This window comes from Kosakonia oryzae (assembly GCF_001658025.2).
GTDB lineage: Bacteria > Pseudomonadota > Gammaproteobacteria > Enterobacterales > Enterobacteriaceae > Kosakonia > Kosakonia oryzae.
In genome coordinates, this window is record NZ_CP014007.2 from 2,048,461 (window position 1) to 2,067,230 (window position 18,770).

Genomic DNA, 18,770 nt, shown 5'->3' on the forward strand with positions numbered 1-18,770 from the left:
AAAAGGAGGTCATATGCTTGAAGGTTATTTTGATGGTACAGCTACAACCGAAGAAGAAGGCCATTCTAAACGACAAAGATTACTTGCTGTCCAGGCAGCACTAGAAATTGCAAAAGCTTCTGTGTCAGCGGCAACTGCATTCAGCGGAGCGAAGTCTGGTTACGATTTAGATCACGTAACAAAAAAAATTGAAGCATTAGCCGATGTGATACAGACAGCACTGAAAAAATAACTGAACCTAAGCCACTGGCATTCGTTAGTGGCTTTTTTATTGCGCTTCCCATGCGTTAAACAACCGAGAGTATTTCAGCCGTGAGCCTGGGTAATGCTGTTTTCTCGGGCGGTTGTCTCATGCGACAGGCACATATCTGAAAGGAAATAACCACGATCCTGCCTGACTTTGGTGATCCAACAGAAAAAATCCGGTTTTGCCATTTGGACGTCTGTATCGCACTCGGTTGGGTGTTTTTTTTGGCCGTCTAAACGTCCAAAATGGTGTTATTTATGTCAAATCTCACTTTAAATACGAATAATTATCATTTAGGTACTCCCGGAGGGGGTCCATGCCACGGGGCGGCGAGGTCGCGGAAAGCGGCTGGTTTTCGTGATCTATGGTCATCATCATCATGTGCGCAGGTTATTGATTTTTAATCTGCCCGATTTTCAATGATGTCGAATTGTTCAAAAAGTGTTCACCATCATGGACCAGGAAATTGCAGCGTTAAAGCTCAACATCAACCAGCTCGCGGGTATCACCGGCGTGCACCGCCAGACAGTCGCCGCGCGGCTGAAAAATGTCAGCCCGGCCCCCGGCAGTAACAGCAAGCTAAAACTTTATCTCGTCACTGACATCCTGTGCGAACTGATGATCCCGACGGTATCCGCCAGTCTTGAGGATATGCCGCCAGGCGACCGGCTTGCACACTGGAAAGCTGAAAACGAGCGGCTGAAATTCGAGGTCGATACAAAGCAGCTCATACCGGCTGAAGATGTTGCCCGTGAGTTTTCATTAATGGCGAAAGCCGTCGTTATGGTGCTTGAAACACTCCCGGACATCCTTGAACGCGACTGCGCGCTGACGCCGGTTGCGGTCTCCCGCGTGCAGAGCGTGATTGATGATCTGCGCGACCAGGTGGCACAAAAAGTGATGGACGCCGAACCAGAGGAGGAAGAGCCAGAGGAGGACTGATGGCCAAACGGGCATCTGCCAGGGTGATCCGCCGCGATGTCTCCGGCATTTTACGTGCCCCGCGTCGTATGAAGGTGGCTGATGCGGTCAGTTCATACATGCGTGTGCCGATGGGCGCGGGTAACTCCGTTCCGTGGGATCCTAATCTTGCTCCCTATATTATCGAGCCGATGAATTGCCTTGCGTCCAGGGAATACGATGCGGTGGTGTTTGTCGGGCCTGCACGAACCGGCAAAACCATCGGCCTGATTGATGGCTGGATTGTATATAACATCGTCTGCGATCCGGCGGACATGCTGGTGATTCAGGTTTCAGAGGAGAAAGCGCGGGAACACTCCAAGAAACGCCTCGACCGCACCTTCCGCTGCAGCCCGGAGGTTAAATCACGGCTGAGTCCCCGCCGCAATGACAACAATGTCCATGACCGGACATTCCGGGCAGGTAACTACCTGAAACTCGGCTGGCCATCGGTCAATATCATGTCATCGTCGGATTATAAAAGCGTGGCCTTAACCGACTATGACCGCTTCCCCGAAGACATTGACGGGGAGGGCGATGCATTTTCCCTCGGTTCAAAGCGCACGACCACGTTTATGTCCGGCGGCATGACGCTCGTGGAAAGTTCACCCGGGCGCGACATTCGCGACACAAAATGGCGACCAGCAACCGCACATGAAGCGCCGCCAACAACCGGCATCTTGTCCCTGTTCAACCGTGGCGATCGCCGTCGCCTGTACTGGCAGTGCCCGCATTGCCACGAATATTTTCAGCCAGAAATTGCCAATATGACCGGCTACAGGGAATCGCCTGATCCCGTTCTGGCAAGTGAAGCCGCTTATCTCCAGTGCCCGGCATGCCAGGGAAAAATTACACCAGAGATGAAGCGCGATCTGAACATCCGGCATGTCTGGCTTCGCGACGGGGAAAAAATAGACCGGGACGGTAACCGGTATGGCGAACCGCGTCGCTCACGTATTGCTTCCTTCTGGATGGAGGGACCGGCAGCGGCTTACCAGACGTGGGCGCAGATGATTTACAAATTCCTGACAGCAGAGCAGGAGTATGAAGCAACACAGAGCGAAGAGACGTTAAAAACGGTGGTAAACACCGACTTTGGGCGGCCCTATCTCCCGCGCGCCAGCATGGAGCAGCGTAAAAGCGAACTGCTGGAGCAGCGGGCGGAGATTGTACCGAAACGGTCCGTCCCGGATGGCGTGTGTTTTATTGCGGCAACCGTCGATGTGCAGGCCGGGAAAAACCGCCGTTTCGTGGTTCAGGTCATGGGCTACGGTGCGCAGGGTGAGCGCTGGATTGTTGATCGCTACAACATCCGCCAGTCACTGCGCATTAACGGTGACGGTGAAAGTTATCAGGTTGACCCGTCGGGTTACCCGGAGGACTGGGATTTGCTTTTGAGCGATGTGTTTGAAAAATCCTGGCCGCTTGCCAGTGACCCGACAAAACGCATGCGGCTTATGGCAATGGCCGTTGACTCCGGTGGGGAGGATGGTGTTACCGACAACGCGTACAAATTCTGGCGTAAGTGCCGCCGGGAAGGCCTTGGCAAACGGGTGTTCCTGTTCAAAGGGGACAGCCAGCGCCGGGCTAAATTGATCTCCCGGACTTTTCCGGATAACACCGGAAGGACCGCGCGCCGGGCTAAAGCCGCCGGTGATGTTCCGCTTTATCTGCTCCAGACCGACTCCCTTAAGGATCGTGTGAATAACGCCCTGTGGCGGGACTCGCCGGGGCCGGGTTACGTCCATTTTCCTGAATGGCTGGGAGCGTGGTTTTACGACGAACTGACTTATGAGGAGCGTTCTGCTGATGGCAAATGGAGCAAACCCGGACGAGGCGCGAACGAAGCCTTTGACCTGCTGGTCTACGCCGATGCACTGGCGATCCTTCACGGCTACGAAAAGATTAAATGGCCGGATGCGCCAGACTGGGCACGGCGGGAAACGTGGCTGGAGGACGCGCCGCCGGAAACTGGCGAAGCGACATCCCCGGCGACTGCGACACCCGATCCGGTAGCCAAAACCCGGCGCAAGAAGCCGCAATCTGAAACAGAAAACAATCCGTGGGCTACGTCAGGAGGCTGGCTGTGAACCAGAGTGATATTGAGGCCATGATCCAGCGTTATACCGACGCAGAAATGGCGGTGCTGGGCGGCAAGTCCATCACCTTTAACGGGCAACAGATGAGCTTTGAAAATCTTGCTGAGATCCGCAAGGGGCGGCAGGAATGGGAGCGTCGTCTGGCCACCATCAGTAACAAGCGCCGGGGCAATCCGGGCTACAAACTGGCGAGGTTCGGATGACCATTCTGGACGATGCAATCGGCATATTTTCTCCGGCATGGAAAGCGTCACGGCTGCGGGCCAGGGCAGTTATTCAGGCATACGAGGCGGCCCGGCCGTCACGGACACACAAGGCCCGCCGGGAAAATCGCTCGGCTAACCAGTTGAGCCAGATGGGGGCGGCCTCTCTGCGTGAGCAGGCCCGCTGGCTGGATAACAATAACGATCTGGTGATCGGCATCTTCGACAAGCTCGAAGAGCGGGTTGTGGGTGCCAACGGGATCGTTGTTGAGCCTCACCCGAAAATGAGCAACGGGAAGATTGCCAAAAAGCTGGTGGTGGATATCCGTAAAAAATTTGCCGAATGGTCCGTTAAGCCTGAGGTCACCGGCCAGTTTACCCGCCCCATGCTGGAGCGGCTCATGCTCCGCAGCTGGCTGAGGGATGGTGAAGTGTTTGCCCAGATGGTCAGCGGTACCGGCAACAGCCTTGTTCCGTCTGCACGGATCCCGTTCTGGCTTGAGGCGCTTGAGGCGGATTTTGTCCCGATGACCAGTGACGAATCCCTGAAACTGAGCCAGGGCGTTTTTCTGGATGACTGGGGACGCCCGAAAGCGTACCAGGTTTATAAAATCCTGCCCGTTACCGGGAAGCAACTCGATACGAAGAACGTTGATGCAGAAAACATGCTGCACCTGAAGTATACCCGCCGTCTACATCAGACCCGTGGCAATTCGTTGCTCTCCGGCGTGCTGATGCGGCTCAGCGCACTGAAAGAGTATGAGGATTCGGAGCTGATTGCCGCCCGGATTGCCGCCGCGCTGGGGATGTATATCAAAAAAGGGGACGGGCAAAGCTACGACGAAGACAGCGCCGGAAAGGATGACCGCGAGCTGATGATCCAGCCGGGCATGCTGTATGACGACCTGCAACCGGGTGAAGAGATTGGCATGATTAAATCAGACCGCCCCAATCCGAACCTGGAAACATTCCGCAACGGGCAGCTGCGTGCCGTCGCCGCCGGAACCCGCCTCAGCTTTTCGAGTACCGCACGAAACTACAACGGCACCTACAGCGCGCAGCGGCAGGAGCTGGTGGAGTCCACAGATGGCTATCTCATCCTGCAGAACTGGTTTATTGGCGCGATAACCCGCCCCATGTACCGGGCCTGGCTGAAAATGGCTGTGGCCTCCGGCGAAATCACGGTACCGCGCGGCACGGACATGGACACGCTTTATAACGCGGTTTATTCCGGCCCGGTGATGCCGTGGATTGACCCGGTCAAAGAGGCAAACGCCTGGAAAACACAAATCAGGGGTGGCGCGGCGACGGAATCTGACTGGGTGCGTGCCAGCGGGCGCAATCCGGACGATGTCAAAGCGCGCCGGAAGGCAGAAATCGATGAAAACAAAGAACTGGGGCTGGTGTTTGATACAGACCCTTCCAACGATAAAGGAGGCACCAGTGCCGAAGTCAAAGAACCGGGCGCCCCACCGTCCGAAAGCCAGCGCAAGAAGTAACTCCTGGTTCCGTATGCAGGCCAGTGGGAACAGCACAGCTGATATTTTTATTTACGACGAAATTGGCTACTGGGGGGTAACGGCAAAACAGTTTGTCAGCGATTTAAAGGCGCTGGGCGACGTCAGCCTCATTAATCTTCACATCAATTCACCGGGTGGCGATGTCTTTGACGGCATCTCCATTTTTAATGCGCTGAAGCATCACGGTGCGTCCATCACTGTTCACATTGATGGTCTGGCTGCATCGATGGCCTCCGTCATTGCGATGGTCGGCAATCCCGTCATTATGCCGGAAAACACCATGATGATGGTTCATAAGCCCTGGGGCTTTGCAGGGGGTGATGCCAACGATATGCGCGATTACGCTGACCTGCTTGATAAGGTCGAATCCGTGCTTATTCCGGCTTATGCACAGAAAACTGGCAAATCCAGTGAAGAGATCGCCGCCTTACTGGAAGACGAAACCTGGATGGATGGCACGGAGTGCCTTGCCCTCGGTTTCGCCGATCAGGTTACCCCGTCATTGCAGGCGATGGCCTGTATCCATTCCAAACGTATCGAGGAATTTGAAAAGATGCCAAGCAGCATTCGTAATATGATCGTGCCGCCGCGCAACAGTACTCAGCGCGAAAATCCGGTACCGCAAAACGCCCCGTCAGCCCCTGCGGTCGCTGACGAAACGGCCATTCGCGCGCAGGTGCTCGCGGAGCAGAAAGCCCGTGTTAACGGCATCGGCGATCTTTTCGCGATGTTTGGCGGTAAACACCAGGAGCTTCAGGCCAGATGTGTTGCGGATCCTGAATGTTCCGTCGAGCAGGCCAAAGACCTGCTGCTGGCCGAGCTGGGAAAAACCGCCACCCCCTCCAACAAAACGGCGCCCGCACATATCTATGCCGGGAACGGCAATTTTGTGGGTGACGGCGTGCGTCAGGCGCTGATGGTTCGCGCCGGATACGAAAAACGTGATAATGAAAATGTGTTCAACGGCATGACACTGCGTGAGCTGGCGCGCATGTCGCTGACCGAGCGTGGTGTGGGTGTTGCATCCCTGAATCCGATGCAGATGGTGGGGATGGCCTTTACTCACAGCACTTCTGATTTTGGTAACATCCTGCTGGATGTCGCGCACAAGTCGCTGCTGGCGGGATGGGCTGCGTCCGAAGAAACCTTCCAGCTCTGGACGAAAAAGGGGGACTTGTCCGACTTCAAAGTATCTCACCGCGTCGGCCTCAATGATATTTCTGCGCTACCGCAGGTTCGCGAAGGTGCTGAATATAAATACGGCACGACCAGCGACCGGGGCGAGCCGATTGCGCTGGCGACCTACGGTAAGCTTTTCTCCATTACCCGCCAGGCGATTATCAATGACGATCTGAACCAGCTCACGGGCATTCCGGAAAAAATGGGGCGCGCGGCGAAATCCACCATCGGTGATCTGGTTTATAAGGTACTGACGTCGAACCCGAAACTTTCGGATGGCGTTGCGCTGTTCCACGCCGACCACAATAACCTGAGCACAGGCGCTATAAGTATCGCGAGCCTTGATGCGGCCCGACAGTTGATGCGTACCCAGAAAGACAGCGAGTCGAAACATTCCCTGAATATCCGCCCGGCATTCCTGCTTGTGCCGACGGCTCTGGAAACGCTCGCCAGCCAGACGATTCGATCGTCCAGCGTTAAAGGTGCCGATGCCAACTCCGGGGTAAACAACCCGTTGCAGAATTTCGCCGACATCGTTGGCGAGCCCCGTCTTGATGATGCGGATAAAGCTGCGTGGTATCTGGCATCTGCGCAGGGTACAGACACCATCGAAGTGGCGTATCTCAATGGTGTGGATACGCCGTACCTTGACCAGATGGAAGGCTTCACCTCTGACGGTATCGTCAACAAGGTCCGCATCGATGCCGGTGTGGCGCCGCTGGATTATCGCGGCCTGGTGAAGTCTTCCGGTAAATAACCACGTTTAAAACTCCCCAGCCCGTCAGGGCTTTTTTTATGCCTGCAATACGGCCCCACCCGGAGCCGTGGAGGACCTTTATGAAAAATCATATTCAGGATGGACACACCATTTCGATAACCAACAGTGGGACGGATGCCATTCTCAGTGGCGCGCCGGTTACCGTTGGTGACATGGTTGCTGTGGCCATCACCACGATTAAACCTGGTGAAACGGGTGATGGCTGTGCAAAGGGGGTTATGGCGTTGCCCAAACTGGCGGCTGACGATATCGCCCAGGGCAAAGCGGTTTATCTGAAAGACGGCCAGATCCAGCTTGATGAAACCAGTGCAGTACCGGCCGGTAAGGCATGGGAGCCTGCCGTGGCTGGCAGTACGACCGTACTGGTCAGCATTAATGTCTAATCCCTTTGATCAGATGGTGGCGCGCATGGATGCGGCGACCACCCGGCAAATGGGCCGGACTGTCACCATCAACGGCAACGATTATGATGCGGTTGAAAGCCAGTTTATGGCTGAGATGGGGCCGGTGCTGGGCGAGGGGCTTTCACTGGTTGTGTTCAGCGACCAGTATCAGCCCCGGCGCGACGATGTCGTTACCTGGAGAGGAGAGCAATACCGCGTTACCCGTCACCAGGCCTTCAATAACAAGCCGCAAATCTGGATTGAGTAGGAGGCGCAAATGTCCATCAGAGGGCTTGAGCAGGCGATACAAAATCTGGAGAGCATCAGCAAAACTGCCGTTCCGCGTGCATCTGCCCAGGCGGTTAACCGTATTGCTTCACGGGCTGTATCCCGTAGTGTCAGGACCGTGGCCGCAGCTGAGAAGCTTCCCCAGAAGCTGATCAAACAACGCGCCCGCGTCAAAAAAGCCACCGTCCGGAAGCCCGTGGCGACCATCCGCGTCAACCGTGGCAATTTGCCTGCCATCAAACTGGGTACTGCCAGCGTGCGTTTGTCCCGCAACAAAAAGGATGCCCGTGGGGCCAGCAGCATTCTCCGGATCGGGAAATATTCGTTTCCGGGTGCCTTTATCCAGCAACTCGCTAACGGTCGCTGGCATGTGCTGAGGCGTACAACGAAAAACCGTTACCCGATAGAGGTGGTCAGCATCCCCCTTGCGGCTCCACTGACTGATGCCTTTGGCAGGGAGGTCCGTGCACTGCATGAATCGGATCTGCCGAAGGAGATGGCCGCCGCACTCAAAAACCAGCTGAGGCTCATTCTCAAATGATTCATACCGAAATCCGTTCCTCGGTCATTACCGCTCTCAGGGAGGTAGCACCACCCGGCACGACGTTTTTTGACGGGCGGCCCGCCTTTATTGACGCCACTGATTTACCTGCGATCGCTGTGTATATCTCCGGTGCCGAGTGCTCAGAGTCGCAGCTGGATGGCGAGATGTGGAGTGCGGAGCTGCATATCGAGGTATTTCTCAAGGCAACAGAGCCCGACACCGCGCTGGACACTTGGGTTGAAAGCCGTATTCATCCTGTGATGGCTGATATTCCGGCGCTTGACTCGCTTACCGAAACGTTATTGCCGGTCGGCTATGACTATCAGCGTGATGATGAGGCCACGACCTGGGGATCGGTTGATCTCAGATATTCAATTACCTACCAAATGTGAGGACTGAATTATGGCGAAATCGCCTACTGAACCGGTTAAGGGTGCCGGTACAACGCTGTGGATCTATAACGGGATCGGCGATCCCTACGCCAATCCGCTGTCCGATATCGACTGGACCCGGCTGGCGAAAATTAAAGAGCTGACACCGGGCGATATGACGGCAGAGTCCTACGACGACAGTTACCTCGATGATGAGGATGCCGACTGGTCGTCCACGGCGCAGGGAACAAAATCAGCCGGTGATACCAGTTTTACGCTGGCCTGGAAGCCGGGAGAATCCGGACAACAGGATCTGGTTAACTGGTTTAACAACGGTGAAGAGCGTGTGTACAAAATTAAGTATCCCAACGGCACTGTTGACGTGTTCAAAGGGTGGGCCAGCAGCCTTGGCAAAGCTATTCCCTCCAACGAAGTTATTACCCGTACGGCGAAAATCACCAATAACGGTAAACCGTCTCTGGCGGAAGACCAGCGTGATCCTGTTGTCGCCGTCACCGGCGTGACGATGGATAAGACCACTGATGCCATTAATGTGGGGGATAGCGGCACCGCGACGGTTACTGTTGCACCGGCTGGCGCCACGGATAAATCCTTCCGTGTCGCTTCCAGTAATCCGGCCATCGTGACGGTTACCGCAGATGGCTCAACACTCACTTATAAAGGCGAATCGGCCGGTATGGCGGACATCATCGTGATGACCAATGACGGCCAGCTTGTCGCGCAGCTTCAGATTGTCGTTTCCTGATCACGGGGGCATACGCCCCGCCCACGGAGTAATCCATGTTTCTGAAAACTGTAACATTTGAGTTCAACGGCGAAGAGACCGTTCTCTATGAACTCTCCGCACTTCAGCGCATTGAGTATATTGGCTATCTCGCCACCGTCTCAAAGGAGATCCCGGCTGATGGTGATGAGGCCCTGCGCACACAGATGGCTTCTATTGTCGGCGTAAAAGTCGCGTCCAGGCTGGTGGCCATGTCACGCTGGCAGGCCAATATCACTGGCCCGTCGGTTGATGAGCTGCAGCAACAGGTGATGTCCACATGGCCGCTTCCGGCAATCAGCCAGGCAGAACTTGTTGTGCTGGAGATGTCGCAGATGCTTCCCCCTGCAAAGGAAGGCGCTGATGAGGATGAGTCCGTCGGGGAAGAAAACGCCACACCGGAAAAGTCCACGCCAGTGAGCTGAATTTCGTGATGAAGCTGGCGCGCGAGTTTGGCAGGCCGGACTGGCGCGCGATGCTTTCTGCAATGTCTTCCACTGAACTGGCAGAGTGGGGGGATTTTTACCGCGTTCAGCTTTTCAGTAATGATCTGCTCGATAACCACTTCGCCTGCCTGAGCCATCTTGTCGTCGACATGATGTGCAAAGACCACGGTCTTACCCCTGCTGATTTCAGTCTTCTTAACCCCCTAAAACCTTTCCCTGAACAGGATGACGAAACAATGATGCATCTTGCGGAGGGGATATCCGGAGGAAAACGTTATGGCCCAGCCAGTGGGTGATCTCGTTGTCAGTCTTGATATTGATAATGCGAAATTTACCGAGCAGGTGAATTACACCCGCCGTCAGCTAAAAGGGACGGGCGATGCGGCTAATGATGCGGCGTTGCAGGTTCAGCAGGCATTCAGTCGGCAGGAAATTTCAGCCAGGAAAGCCGGGGTATCCGTGGGGCAGTATAATGCCGCCATGAGGAGCCTGCCGGCGCAGTTTACGGACATTGCAACGCAGCTCGCTGGCGGGCAGTCGCCCTTTCTGATCCTTTTACAGCAGGGCGGGCAGATCAAAGACCAGTTTGGTTCCGTGCGCGGGGCGCTGACGGGCGTCGGTGATTACCTTCGCACGCTGGTCGGCCTGATCAACCCCGTCACGCTCGGTATTGGTGCGCTGGCTACCGGCGTCGGATTGCTGGCACTGGATCTGTACCGGAGCAGCCAGCAGTCCACCGCCTATAATCAGGCGCTGGCCCGCACCGGGAATATCAGCGGGCAGACCAGTGACAGTCTTACCCGCCTGTCGTCGTCGATTGCCAGAAGTACTGACGCCAGTAAGTCTGCCGTTGCCGCAACGGTGGCGCAGGCGACGGGCATCGGCCTGTCCATTGAGCAGATCCGTCTGGTGAGCCAGACAGCGCTCACTATGTCGAAAAACACTGGCCAGAGTGTTGAGGATCTGGTTAACCAGCTCGGGAAAATTCCGCAGGATCCGCTGAAAGCCTTTATCGACATCAACAGCCAGTATAATTTTGCCAACCTTGCGCTGTATGAGCAGGTGAAGCATATGGTTGATTTAGGCGATAAAGCAGGCGCAACAAAACTCATTATTGATTCACTCAGCGGCAGCCAGGCGCAGTTTACCGAGAATGCAAAAGGCGATATCGATACGCTTTCGGATTACTGGCAGGGACTGATTAACAAGATTAAGGATTATAAATTCTGGTCCGATCATGTCGCAGATAATGCAACCACAGCAAAACTGCCTGCATTTCAGTTCGGAACCGGCTCTGCGGTGTTTGACACCATCAACCAGCAGATGAATGACCAGTCGCAGCAGACGCAAAATAACTGGCTGAATATTAATAAAAGCGCGAACACTCTCCTGGGATTTGTGCAGCAAATCGGGGCAGAGGCGCGGGAATTTAATAAAGAGCAGATTGCTGCGAATACTGAGGCGGATAAGTTTCTCGAAAACGCCCGCACCAACGCACAAATCCGTAATGACCTGCAGGCGAAGTATCAGCGTCAGCTGGATCAGGGACTCATCTCGCAGGATAAATTTAACAAACTTACCGCCGCCGTTAACGAGAAGTATAAAGACCCGAAAGCGCCGAAGACTGCCGTTCCTGCCGGTGATCGGGCGGAGGATAAATCCACGGCTGAGCTGCTGGCGCTTCAGGCTCAGCTTAAGGTTTTGCAACAACACCAGGGCATTAACGATGTCATCAGCCAGCAACGTAAAGACCTGTGGGCCACAGAGGCGCAATTTACGGTACTGGAAGACGCCGCAGGCAGGCGCCGGTTGACGAAGCAGGAACAGTCACTGCTGGCCAGCAAGGAACAGGTACTTGCACTGGCACAACAGAAAGCGTTGCTGGGCGATCAGATTGTTGCTCAGGAGCAACTGAATAAGCGTATGGACACGGCGAGCAAATATGCCACGCAGACGTCCGCGAAACAGGCAGCGCTGAGAAATTCAGCAACGCTAAGCGATCGGGATGCGACAAGACAATCCTCATTCGCCCAGCTTGAAAGTGGCTGGCTGAATTCCGGCGGCAGGCTGACGGATGCCGATTACCAGAAGGAGCTGGTGGCGCTGCGTAATTATTACGCAGAGGAGGATAAGTTACGTGGCGACTGGCAGGCCGGGGCCAAAAAAGGTTTTGCAGAATTTGCCGATACGGCGACGAATGTCTACTCGCAGGTACAGCAGATTTCACAGGGCGCCTTTACCGGGATGTCCTCGCAGCTGGCTGATTTTCTGGTGACAGGTAAATCAAACTTCAAAGATTTTCTCACCACCTTTCTTAAAGGGATTGCACAGATGATCAGCCAGATGTTGGTGCTGAATACTGTTAAATCCACCCTGGGCGGAACTGCCTTTGGTTCGCTCCTGGGCTTTGCGGGCGGCGGGTTTACGGGGCCGGGTGGTAAATACGATCCCGCAGGTATCGTTCATCATGGTGAGTTCGTTTTTACCCAGGAAGCCACGAGCCGAATCGGTGTGGGTAACCTTTACCGCCTGATGCGGGGATATGCGAACGGCGGATACGTCGGGAGCGCCTCACCGATCGCTTCTTCACCGATGGGAGTGAATGTTTACGCGCCGGTTTCAGTGACATCGTCAGGGGACAACAGCGGCCAGCAGCCGTCGTCCGGTGAGAAGATTGGGAAAGCCTATCAGCAGGTTGTCGAGCAGTCTGTCACCGAGGGTATTCAACGCGAAGTCCGTCCCGGCGGAATTATCTGGAGTGCAGTAAACCGGAGGTAATAATGACCATTGAGGTCTTTACCTGGCCGATTCAGTCAGCCGGGCAGCCCATAATAAAAAGTAAAGACAACGTCAGAAAAGCCCAGTTCGGCGATGGTTATGCCCAAGTGAGTGGCGATGGCCTCAATCCTGAATCGCTGACGTTTGATTTTTCCTTTAACGGGCGTACGGAAACTGCGCTGGAAATTTATGCATTTCTGCGCAGGCATAAGACCAAATCCTTTTCTTTTAAACCACCTTTCGGGGCGCTGGCGCTCTGGCGTGTTGAGGCTGACAGCCTCCAGCAGGTTGTCAAAAGCCAGAACGTTATGTCCATCACTGCAACCTTCGAGCAGGCATTTGCACCATGAGTTTACACAGCGACTATCAAAAACTGGAACCGGGCAACGCGGTCCGGCTTCTTGACGTTGACGGATCCGCGTTCCGTGTGGGCGATATTCTTCGTTTTCACAGTCACAACATTCCTCACACGGAAGCGGAAATTATCGCTGCAGGTGGCGATGAATCATTGCTGCCGGCGAAGTCCATCTGGTGGCAGGGTAACGAGTACAGAGCCTGGCCGTATGAGCTGGACGGGATTGAAGTATCAACCAGCGGCAGCAGCGCATCACCAAAACTGTCTGTTGCTAACCTTGATGCGTCGATCACTGCGCTGTGCCTTGCCTACGATGATATGTTGCAGGCGAAAGTCACCATCCACGACACGCTGGCGCAGTACCTTGATGCGCGGAATTTTGCGGAGGGAAACCCGACGGCTGACCCGTTGCAGGAAAAGCTGCAGGTCTGGTACATCGATGCGAAAAGCAGCGAGACAAATGAGGTTGTGGAGTTCACGCTTTCCAGCCCGATGGATTTGCAGGGACTGATGATCCCGACGCGTCAGCTGCATTCGCTTTGTACCTGGTGCATTCGCGGGCAGTACCGTTCCGGTAACGGCTGTGATTACGCCGGGACGCGCTATTTCGATAAGCACAATAACCCGGTAAGCGACCCGTCGCTGGATGAATGCAACGGCACGCTGACAGGGTGCAAGCTGCGTTTCGGGGAAAATAATGAACTGTCGTTTGGCGGTTTTCCCGGCACATCGCTGATCCGGAGCTGATATGCGCCAGAAAATTATTGACGACATTATGGCGCATGCGGCCGCCGAATATCCGCGCGAGTGCTGCGGCCTGGTGGTGCAGAAAAGCCGGGTGGAACGCTATTTCCCGTGCCGCAATATTGCCGAAAAACCGGAGGACAATTTTGTCCTCTGCCCGGAGGACTATGCTGCGGCAGAAGACCGGGGCACGGTAATTGCTATCGTGCATAGCCACCCCGATGCAACCACCCAGCCCAGCGAGGCCGACAAAGCGCAATGCGATCTGAGTGCGCTGCCGTGGCATATCGTGAGCTGGCCGGAAGGCGATTTCCGTACCATCCTGCCGCGCGGCGAGCTGCCGCTCCTTGAGCGCCCGTTTGTGCTGGGCGTTTACGACTGCTGGGGGCTGGTGATGAGCTGGTTCAGGCAGACTCACGGCATTGAGTTGCCTGATTACCGGGTCGATTATCCGTGGTGGGAAGATCAGTATCCCGATAATTTATACCAGGACAACTGGTACGAATGCGGATTCCGGGAAGTGTCCGGCGCGCCAGCCCCTGGCGACGTGCTGATCATGCAGGTGCAGGCCAGCAAGTGGAACCATGCCGCGATCCTGCTGGAAGGCAACATGATGCTGCACCATCTGTACGGGCGGCTGAGTAATCGTGAGCCGTGGGGCGGTTACTGGCGGGAGAGGACTATTAAGATATTGCGTTACAGAGAGTTTTTATAAATTATCTTCTTTCCTGATTAATTCCTTTTCTCTTTGTCATGATTGTTAAAAATCTGCCGTCGAACCATCTTTGTTTTTGTATAATCCTTTAGCCTGACAGGGCTAATCTTATTTTTATCTGGGAAAAGTAAAAATGAAAAAAATGGTGATGGTAGCAATTGCTCTGGCCTTCGTTTCGGGGTGCGCGACCAAGCAATATCCTCAAGCGCCCGCAGTAACCGCAGAAGAAGCCTCAGCCTTAGATTGTAAAGCAATAACTCAGGAAATTGCTAAAACACATAGCATTCAACAAGAGATTGAGAACACAGGTGATTTTGATGGGCGTACTGTACTGGGCGTCCTTGGGGATTTTGGCATAGGCAATGGTATGGCAAAAAGTGAGGCTCGCAAGAAAGTGCAGGCTCGCTTAAACCAGCTGGAAACATTACGAACAGTAAAATGCCAATAATCCTGGTATTTATGAAATATATCGACCCGCTTCGGCGGGTTTTTTATTTTCTGGAGAAAAGAATGCAGGAAGTTATGACACAAATAGAACTTGGCGGCATTCTCGGTAAAACTTTTGGCAAAGTTCACCATCGTTTAATAAGCACCACTCATGAAGCGACCAGAGCTCTGGCGGCTACGGTAAAAGGCTTTGAGCAGTTCATGATATCCAGTAAGCGGCGTGGGCTGACCTATGCTGTCTTTCGCGGCAAGGAAAATATTGGCGTTGATGATCTGGGTTTCCCCGTGGCTGGTGAGGTGATACGCATTGTTCCGGTGGCAATGGGAAGTAAAAAAGCCGGTGCGCTGCAAACCATTCTCGGGGCTGTGCTGGTGGTTGTTGGCGTTGTCATTGGTTATTTTTCTGGCGGCACGCTGTCAGCCGTAGGTTACGGGATGGCTAAAATGGGTGCGGTAATGATGCTGGGCGGGGTGGTACAAATGCTTTCCCCGCAGACCGCCGGACTGGCCAGCAAACAGGATTCCGATAACAGAGCATCTTACGCCTTCGGCGGTGTGACAAATACCGCTGCCCAGGGTTACCCGGTACCGCTTCTTTACGGTAAACGCCGTATCGGCGGTGCGATTATCTCCGCCGGTATTTACGTCGAAGATCAGCAATAAAATTTTCTCCGCTTAATCACCGCCTCCGGGCGGTTTTTTTATGGGCGCAATATGGCAAACAAGAAAATTCAGGGGCGCAAAGGCGGTAGCTCCAGTTCCCGCACGCCCACAGAACAGCCTGACGATCTCCAGTCTGTCGCGAAGGCGAAGATCCTTGTCGCGCTGGGTGAGGGGGAATTTTCCGGGCAACTTACCGGCCAGAGTATTTTTCTTGACGGTACGCCGCTGCTGAATGCCAATGGCTCATCGAATTTCAGTGGAGTGACGTGGGAGTTTCGCCCGGGCGACCAGGCGCAAAGTTATATCCAGGGCATTCCTGGTACCGAGAATGAGATCAGCACCGGCATCGAGATTAAAAGCTCAGCGGCCTGGACGCATACGTTTACCAACTCTCAGCTTTCTGCGGTACGCCTTCGCCTGAAATGGGCGTCACTCTTTAAACAAGAAGATGACGGCGATCTGGTGGGTAACCAGGTTCAGTACGCGATTGATCTGCAGGTGGATGGAGGGGCGTTTGTCACGAAAATTAACACCGCCGTCAGCGGGAAAACGACATCAGGCTACGAGCGCAGTCACCGCATCGATCTGCCTGCTGGCGCTACGTCATGGACCGTGCGGGTAAGGAAAATTACCGCTGACGCCAACAGCGCCAAAATCGGCGACACAATGACGCTCCAGAGCTATACGGAAGTTATCGACGCCAAACTGCGCTATCCCAACACTGCGCTGCTCTATATCGAATTTGACTCGAGCCAGTTCAACGGCTCCATTCCGCAGATATCCTGTGAGCCACGCGGACGCGTGATCCGCGTGCCGGACAATTACAACCCGGAAACGCGCGCCTACAGTGGCACGTGGTCCGGTGCCTTTAAATGGGCATGGACTGATAACCCGGCATGGATATTTTACGATCTGGTGGTTTCTGACCGTTTCGGCCTGGGTGACCGCCTGACGGCTGAGAACATCGATAAATGGACGCTCTATCAGGTGGCGCAGTATTGCGATGCGCCGGTCCCGGACGGTAAAGGCGGCAGCGGCACCGAGCCGCGCTATATCTGTAACGTCTATGTTCAGGATCGCAACGACGCTTATACGGTATTGCGTGACTTCGCCGCTATCTTCCGGGGGATGACGTACTGGGGCGGCAACCAGATTGTTACTCTTGCGGACATGCCGCGCGATGTCGATTACAGCTACACCAGAGCAAATGTCATCGACGGCCGTTTCAGCTACAGCAGCAGTACAACGAAAAACCGATATACCAGCGCGCTGGTTTCATATTCCGATCCGGATAATGGTTATGCTGATGCGATGGAGCCTGTTTTTGAGCAGGAACTGGTCTCCCGCTACAAAGGCTTTAACCAGCTTGAAATGACGGCGATCGGCTGCACCCGCCAGTCGGAAGCAAACCGTAAAGGGCGCTGGGGGATCCTAACCAACAATAAAGACCGGATGGTTTCTTTCTCCGTTGGGCTGGATGGCATGATCCCGCAGCCTGGCTACATCATCGCTGTGGCCGACGAGAACCTGTCGGGAAAAGTTACCGGCGGGCGTATCAGCGCGGTGAATGGACGGGTGATCACCCTGGACAGAGCGCCTGATGCGGTTGCCGGTAATCGGCTGTTCCTGAACCTGCCTTCCGGTGCTGCGCAGAGCCGCACCATTCAGAGCGTTAATGGAAAAGTGGTCACGGTGACCACCGCTTACAGCGAAACGCCGGAAGCGGAAAGCGTCTGGATTGTGGAATCCGACGAGCTGTATGCCCAGCAATACCGGGTGGTCAGTGTCACTGACAATAATGATGGCACGTTTGCCATTACCGGCGCGGCTCATGATCCGGACAAATATGCCCGCATTGATACCGGAGCCATTATCGACAGCCGTCCTGTCAGTGTCGTGCCGCCGGGCAGCCAGTCCGCGCCTGATGATATCGTGATCGGCAGTTATTCTGTAGTGAATCAGGGGATCAGCGTTCAGACCATGCGTGTTTCATGGTCAGATACAGCCAATGCGATCACCTATGAAGCACAGTGGCGCCGCAACGACGGCAACTGGGTTAATGTGCCGCGCAGCTCCACCACCTCGTTTGAAGTACCGGGCATTTATGCGGGACGCTATCTGGTGCGCGTGCGCGCCATCAACGCCGCTGAAATCTCCAGTGGCTGGGGTTACTCAAGCGAAACGACGCTGACCGGAAAAGAAGGCAACCCGCCGAAGCCGGTTGGTTTTATGGCGACAGGTATTAACTGGGGTATCCGTCTCAACTGGGGATTCCCGGCCAACACCGCTGACACGCTGAAAACAGAAATTCAGTACACGGCCAACAGTGATTTTTCAGATCCGCTGCTGCTCTCCGATGTGCCATACCCGCAGGCAGAATACACCCAGCTCGGACTGAAAGCCGGGCAGGAATTCTGGTACCGCGCGCAACTGGTCGATAAAACCGGCAACGAATCGGGCTATACCGACTGGATCAGGGGGATGGCAAACGACCAGGCCGCTGACTATCTGGAGGGGATTGGTGATGGTTTCCTCACATCTGCCGACGGCGACCGGCTGACCAGCGGCATTAACACTAACCTTGAAGGGATCATGCAGGATGCGCTAGCTGCCCACAGTGCCGTTGAGCACCAGTGGGCGCAATACGGTGAGGTGCGTGCTGACATTCTGGTCGTGAAAACGACGATCGCCGACGTCGATAATGCGCTGGCAGAACTGTCCACCCAGGTGCAGGCACAGATTGGCGATGTCACCGCAGCGCTGGAGGACAAACTTACGGCGGTGGTGGATGGCGACGGCGCAACGGCTATCTATACGCTGAAGACCGGCGTCAGGATAAACGGCGTGATGTATAACGCCGGAATGTCGATCGCCGTGCTGGCCCAGGCGGGTCAGCCAGTCATCACGCGGGTGGGGTTCAATGCCAACCAGTTTGTGTTGATGAGCGGCAGTGGTACCACGCAATATTCACCGTTTGCGGTGGTCAACGGGCAGGTGTTTATCTCCAGTGCATTCATTCAGGACGGGACGATCACAAACGCCAAAATAGGGAACTATATCCAGTCGAATAACTACGTTGCCGGTTCAGCGGGATGGCGGCTCGATAAGAGTGGAACTTTCGTTAACTATGGGTCAACAAGCGGCGAGGGTTCGATGAAGCAGGATAACCAGACTATAACCGTGCGAGACAGTAATAATGTTCTCAGGGTGCAGATAGGGCGATTAACCGGAACATGGTAGGACTCTATGGCGCCATGATGGCGCCT

20 protein-coding genes are annotated in these 18,770 nt (G+C 54.8%); all 20 read left to right on the top strand.

The genetic code is table 11. The annotated features are described in order from the left end of the window. The first annotated feature begins 13 nt into the window (after positions 1–13). Positions 14–232 (top strand): hypothetical protein, encoded by a 219-nt coding sequence (locus AWR26_RS09780; protein WP_064565418.1) that lies wholly within the window; start codon positions 14–16, stop codon positions 230–232. 468 nt (positions 233–700) lie between these two features. Next, positions 701–1,189 (top strand): DUF1441 family protein, encoded by a 489-nt coding sequence (locus AWR26_RS09785; RefSeq protein ID WP_007371428.1) that lies wholly within the window; start codon positions 701–703, stop codon positions 1,187–1,189. Beyond that, positions 1,189–3,297, top strand: coding sequence for a phage terminase large subunit family protein (locus AWR26_RS09790; RefSeq protein WP_064565421.1), 2,109 nt, complete (start codon positions 1,189–1,191; stop codon positions 3,295–3,297). The genes AWR26_RS09785 and AWR26_RS09790 overlap by 1 nt, the downstream gene beginning before the upstream one ends. Then, positions 3,294–3,509, top strand: coding sequence for a hypothetical protein (locus AWR26_RS09795; RefSeq protein ID WP_064565424.1), 216 nt, complete (start codon positions 3,294–3,296; stop codon positions 3,507–3,509). The genes AWR26_RS09790 and AWR26_RS09795 overlap by 4 nt, the downstream gene beginning before the upstream one ends. After that, positions 3,506–5,008 (top strand): phage portal protein, encoded by a 1,503-nt coding sequence (locus tag AWR26_RS09800; RefSeq protein WP_064565427.1) that lies wholly within the window; start codon positions 3,506–3,508, stop codon positions 5,006–5,008. Before AWR26_RS09795 ends, AWR26_RS09800 begins: the two co-directional genes overlap by 4 nt. After that, positions 4,953–6,965, top strand: coding sequence for a ClpP-like prohead protease/major capsid protein fusion protein (locus tag AWR26_RS09805; RefSeq protein ID WP_071892668.1), 2,013 nt, complete (start codon positions 4,953–4,955; stop codon positions 6,963–6,965). Before AWR26_RS09800 ends, AWR26_RS09805 begins: the two co-directional genes overlap by 56 nt. An 80-nt stretch (positions 6,966–7,045) precedes the next feature. After that, a complete protein-coding gene (locus AWR26_RS09810; RefSeq protein ID WP_064565432.1) occupies positions 7,046–7,369 on the top strand; it encodes a DUF2190 family protein in 324 nt (107 codons plus the stop codon). After that, complete coding sequence (locus AWR26_RS09815; RefSeq protein WP_007371434.1) at positions 7,362–7,637, top strand: DNA breaking-rejoining protein; 276 nt, start codon at positions 7,362–7,364, stop codon at positions 7,635–7,637. Before AWR26_RS09810 ends, AWR26_RS09815 begins: the two co-directional genes overlap by 8 nt. A 9-nt stretch (positions 7,638–7,646) precedes the next feature. Then, on the top strand, positions 7,647–8,198 hold the full coding sequence (locus AWR26_RS09820) for a phage tail protein (protein ID WP_064565435.1): 552 nt from the start codon (positions 7,647–7,649) through the stop codon (positions 8,196–8,198). Beyond that, positions 8,195–8,593, top strand: a complete 399-nt coding sequence (gene gpU, locus AWR26_RS09825; protein ID WP_064565438.1) for a phage tail terminator protein — start codon at positions 8,195–8,197, stop codon at positions 8,591–8,593. The genes AWR26_RS09820 and gpU overlap by 4 nt, the downstream gene beginning before the upstream one ends. 7 nt (positions 8,594–8,600) lie before the next feature. Beyond that, entirely contained in the window at positions 8,601–9,338 is a 738-nt protein-coding gene (locus tag AWR26_RS09830; protein WP_390883940.1) for a phage tail protein, read from the top strand. Positions 9,339–9,373: 35 nt separating this feature from the next. Beyond that, positions 9,374–9,781, top strand: coding sequence for a phage tail assembly chaperone G (gpG, locus tag AWR26_RS09835; RefSeq protein WP_064565444.1), 408 nt, complete (start codon positions 9,374–9,376; stop codon positions 9,779–9,781). An 8-nt stretch (positions 9,782–9,789) separates the two neighbouring features. Further along, the gene (locus AWR26_RS09840; protein ID WP_064565449.1) at positions 9,790–10,098 is read left to right on the top strand and encodes a phage tail assembly protein T; all 309 of its coding nucleotides are present in this window, start codon (positions 9,790–9,792) and stop codon (positions 10,096–10,098) included. Next, a complete protein-coding gene (locus AWR26_RS09845) occupies positions 10,079–12,580 on the top strand; it encodes a phage tail tape measure protein (RefSeq protein WP_064565451.1) in 2,502 nt (833 codons plus the stop codon). The genes AWR26_RS09840 and AWR26_RS09845 overlap by 20 nt, the downstream gene beginning before the upstream one ends. A gap of 2 nt (positions 12,581–12,582) precedes the next feature. Further along, on the top strand, positions 12,583–12,930 hold the full coding sequence (locus AWR26_RS09850) for a phage tail protein (RefSeq protein WP_064565454.1): 348 nt from the start codon (positions 12,583–12,585) through the stop codon (positions 12,928–12,930). After that, positions 12,927–13,682 (top strand): phage minor tail protein L, encoded by a 756-nt coding sequence (locus AWR26_RS09855; protein WP_064565457.1) that lies wholly within the window; start codon positions 12,927–12,929, stop codon positions 13,680–13,682. Before AWR26_RS09850 ends, AWR26_RS09855 begins: the two co-directional genes overlap by 4 nt. A gap of 1 nt (position 13,683) precedes the next feature. Beyond that, a complete protein-coding gene (locus tag AWR26_RS09860; protein ID WP_064565460.1) occupies positions 13,684–14,394 on the top strand; it encodes a C40 family peptidase in 711 nt (236 codons plus the stop codon). A gap of 133 nt (positions 14,395–14,527) precedes the next feature. Next, a complete protein-coding gene (locus AWR26_RS09865; RefSeq protein ID WP_064565463.1) occupies positions 14,528–14,842 on the top strand; it encodes a hypothetical protein in 315 nt (104 codons plus the stop codon). A gap of 62 nt (positions 14,843–14,904) precedes the next feature. Beyond that, positions 14,905–15,504 (top strand): tail assembly protein, encoded by a 600-nt coding sequence (locus tag AWR26_RS09870; protein ID WP_064565465.1) that lies wholly within the window; start codon positions 14,905–14,907, stop codon positions 15,502–15,504. A 51-nt stretch (positions 15,505–15,555) separates the two neighbouring features. Further along, positions 15,556–18,744, top strand: coding sequence for a host specificity protein J (locus AWR26_RS09875; RefSeq protein ID WP_064565468.1), 3,189 nt, complete (start codon positions 15,556–15,558; stop codon positions 18,742–18,744). Positions 18,745–18,770 lie beyond the last annotated feature (26 nt).